Raw genomic sequence first — 3,187 nt, 5'->3', positions numbered from 1 at the left:
GGAGGCAACGACGCCGGCCAGAGCGGACCCGATCAGCACCACGACGAACGACAACCCCGGCGCGCCGATCACCGCAGCCAGAGGCAGCAGCGGCCCGTCGGATTGACCGAATGCGATGCGGCCCCAAGGGAAGCCGCCGAACGGGACCCGAGATCGTGCCGCTTCCATCGCCACCCAGGCGCTCGCCACCCAGACCGGCGCCCACGGCAGTCGGGACATCCGATCCGCTACCGCACCGAACAGTGCCACGAAGAGTGCTTGAACGACGGACAGCGCCAGCCACGGCACCGATCCGACGTACTCCCCCACCCACGGCAGCAGAGGCACGAAGAACGCCGAGCCGGCGACGAAGCCGTAGCCGGCCCCCGCACGCGCCCCTCGCCCGCGCACAGCCAACAGCAGCATTGCAAGTGCTACCGGAGCGAGAAACCACAGATCGATGGGCGGGAATGTGGCATACAACATCAGCCCGGATGAGGCGGCGGCGAGGAGCCGGATCCACGCGCGGACTCCGTTGCTGCCGGTCACCCACCGCGCCCGGCTCGGGTCGTAGACGAGAGGTCGAGGCCCGGGCTCGATGCCGGGAGCCGATCTCATGACGGCACGCGCGTGCAGCCGGTACCGGAGGAGCCTCTGCCGTTCATCAACTACTATGGTGCATAGTATTTTATGTGATGGCAACTCTGCGGCGGTGACCGATCCCCTTCCGTCGACACCCAGCACCTGTCCGAGATACACACCCGAGAACGAGGATCCGTGAACCGCTCGCCCACCACGTCTCCCACGCGGCTGCGTGCTTACGCAGTGACTCTCGTGCTGACATTGGTCGCTACCGCGCTGACCGTCGACTACTGGGCGCAAGAAGCATTGGTCGGCTCTCCGATCCCACTACCGATCCTCGAATTGCGGCTCGCCTTCAACCGCGGAATGGCCTTCAGTCTGGGCAATTCGCTGCCCCTATGGGTGATCGTGTCGGTCACGGCGACGATCACCGCCGGGGTCGCGGCCTACGGATGGCACAGCGCTCGGCACGGGGAGCAGTGGACCACGGTGGCGCTGGCGTTGATCCTCGCCGGCGCGCTGTCCAACGTTCTGGACCGGCTTGTCGACGGTGCGGTCACGGACTACTTTCACACCGGTTGGTGGCCGACATTCAACCTCGCCGACATCTACATCACCTGCGGGGTGGTGCTGATGATCGGGGCGGCACTGGCACGCGAGAGGGCACAAGGGTTGCCCCTCTGCCCGCAGTGCCCGACAGCGCCGGATCGTGAACGTGCATGAGATATCTCGGCGTTCGAATCGAATGCCCTGCAGTGCACATACATTCGCGACAGGACAATCATGCTGATCCGCTCGAACAGTGAGGGTGATCGACACCGGAACTGCTCGAAACATAGTCGACTACAACCACCGACACGCGATCGTCGCCTCTCGCTCACCGAGGCGTACCGAGGGGAGCCTGCTGTATGAGCGAGGACATCCCGGCGCTACCGCGCCGTATTTTTCTCGCTACGAGCTGCGCTACAGCGTGCCTGACTGCCGCCGGATGCAGCGTCGGCGAAGCCCCGTCCGGTGAGGACACCGCTTCCGACGGTCCCGTCACCTTGTCGGTGAACGATGTTCCTGTCGGCGGTGGAATCGTGCTCGCCGACCGGCAGGTCGTCGTCACCCAACCGGAACCCGGTATCTTCCGGGCCTTCTCGGCTATCTGTTCTCACCGAGGGTGCACAGTGAACCGAGTTCGCAACGGCACGATCGAGTGCCCCTGCCACAACAGTGCGTTCTCGATCACCGACGGGGCGGTCATGCGCAGCCCCGCCACCGAGCCACTGCCGAACCGTGCCGTGACCAGAACCGTCGATACCCTCACCGTCGACTGATCCATCACCGGGCGCGAACATGCGAGGTGGACGGGTTCGGGGTGAACGGTCTCGACCGGGCCGATGTGCGGCACTCGAGGACCCACTCTGTGCCCCCACCCGACGGGTGCCGGTTCGGTACATCGCTGCCGTGTCGACGACAGCACAGCGTGCCGATCGCGCACCGGGTCGAGACCTGCCTACCAATTGACCTCTCGGCACCGGCCTTCGCCTTCCCGGGGTTCGACCTGCACAGTGGCGTGTTCGAGACCGAACTCGTTGCGGAGAACCTGCTGCGCTGCAGCGAGCACCCGCGGTGTCTCGGCCTCCGGGGCGACCGTCAGATGCGCCGACGCGACCTCCATCCCCGACGTCAGTGTCCATATGTGCAGATCGTGCACCTCTTCGACATCGTCGACATCGGTCAGGGCCCTTTCCACGGCGGCGACATCGATGCCCGCCGGAGCATGTTGCAGCAGAATTCGTACGGCGTGACGGCCCAGGTTGAACGCGCGTGGCAGGACGAACACGCCGATGGCGACCGCGATGACCGGGTCGGCGTACCGCCACCCGAACAGGACGGTGACCAGTCCGCTGACCAGTACGCCGATCGAGCCGAGCATGTCCGCCATCACCTCGAGATACGCACCCCGAACATTGAGGCTGTCCTTGGCGCCGCTGCGCAGCAGGACGAACGCGATGAGGTTCATCACGAGCCCGAGGGTGGCCACCGCCATCACCGGGACGCCGGGGACCTCGGGCGGATTCGTGATGCGTTGCGCGGCTTCGTAGAGAATCCAACCGGCCACACCGAACAGCAGAAGTGCATTGAACAATGCGGCGAACACCTCGGCTCGGTAGAGCCCGAACGTGCGGGCAGCCTTGGTCGATCGTCGCTGTGCGAGTGTGATCGCCACGATCGCCATCAGCACCCCGAACACGTCGGTGAACACGTGTGCGGAATCGGAGAGCAACGCCAGCGACGAGGTGGACAGGCCGACGACGACCTGCGTCACCAGGGTGACCGCCCCCAGACCGACAGCGATCCACAGTCGCCCGAGGTGCTTACCGGACGCGCTGGCCGGTGAACCCGGCTCTATCCCGTGGCCATGTCCGTGCCCCATCGTTGCTCCTTCGTCGTGTCAGATCCGCAGAACGACAACATATTGCGATATGCGCATACATGCAAGTGTTGAAGGATCATCCGGCGGTGGCTGCCCGGACTCGTACAACTATCATTCGTAGTAGTTCATTGTCGGCGCAGGTCGGACTGCCTCGCGCCCATGCCGGAAACACGATCCACCGGGAAGAGGCGCACACCATGG

At 65.0% G+C, this 3,187-nt stretch carries 3 protein-coding genes and 1 pseudogene; 2 read left to right on the top strand and 2 right to left on the bottom strand.

The genetic code is table 11. The annotated features are described in order from the left end of the window. Window positions 1-597: pseudogene (locus A2J02_RS27745) on the bottom strand (apolipoprotein N-acyltransferase); the annotation flags it as partial. A gap of 159 nt (window positions 598-756) precedes the next feature. On the opposite strand from A2J02_RS27745, the gene lspA reads away from it, so the two are divergent. After that, the gene (gene lspA, locus A2J02_RS15760; protein WP_052061206.1) at window positions 757-1,284 is read left to right on the top strand and encodes a signal peptidase II; all 528 of its coding nucleotides are present in this window, start codon (window positions 757-759) and stop codon (window positions 1,282-1,284) included. 185 nt (window positions 1,285-1,469) lie between these two features. After that, window positions 1,470-1,883, top strand: coding sequence for a Rieske (2Fe-2S) protein (locus A2J02_RS15755; protein ID WP_008720941.1), 414 nt, complete (start codon window positions 1,470-1,472; stop codon window positions 1,881-1,883). A 179-nt stretch (window positions 1,884-2,062) separates the two neighbouring features. On the opposite strand, the gene A2J02_RS15750 is transcribed toward A2J02_RS15755, so the two are convergent. Further along, window positions 2,063-2,986, bottom strand: a complete 924-nt coding sequence (locus tag A2J02_RS15750) for a cation diffusion facilitator family transporter (protein WP_008720942.1) — start codon at window positions 2,984-2,986, stop codon at window positions 2,063-2,065. Between the last annotated feature and the right edge of the window lie 201 nt (window positions 2,987-3,187).

Source organism: Rhodococcus sp. EPR-147, from assembly GCF_001647185.1.
Lineage (GTDB): Bacteria > Actinomycetota > Actinomycetes > Mycobacteriales > Mycobacteriaceae > Rhodococcoides.
Note: the sequence above shows the minus strand (reverse complement) of the source record. Positions and strands in the feature narration are given on the sequence as shown.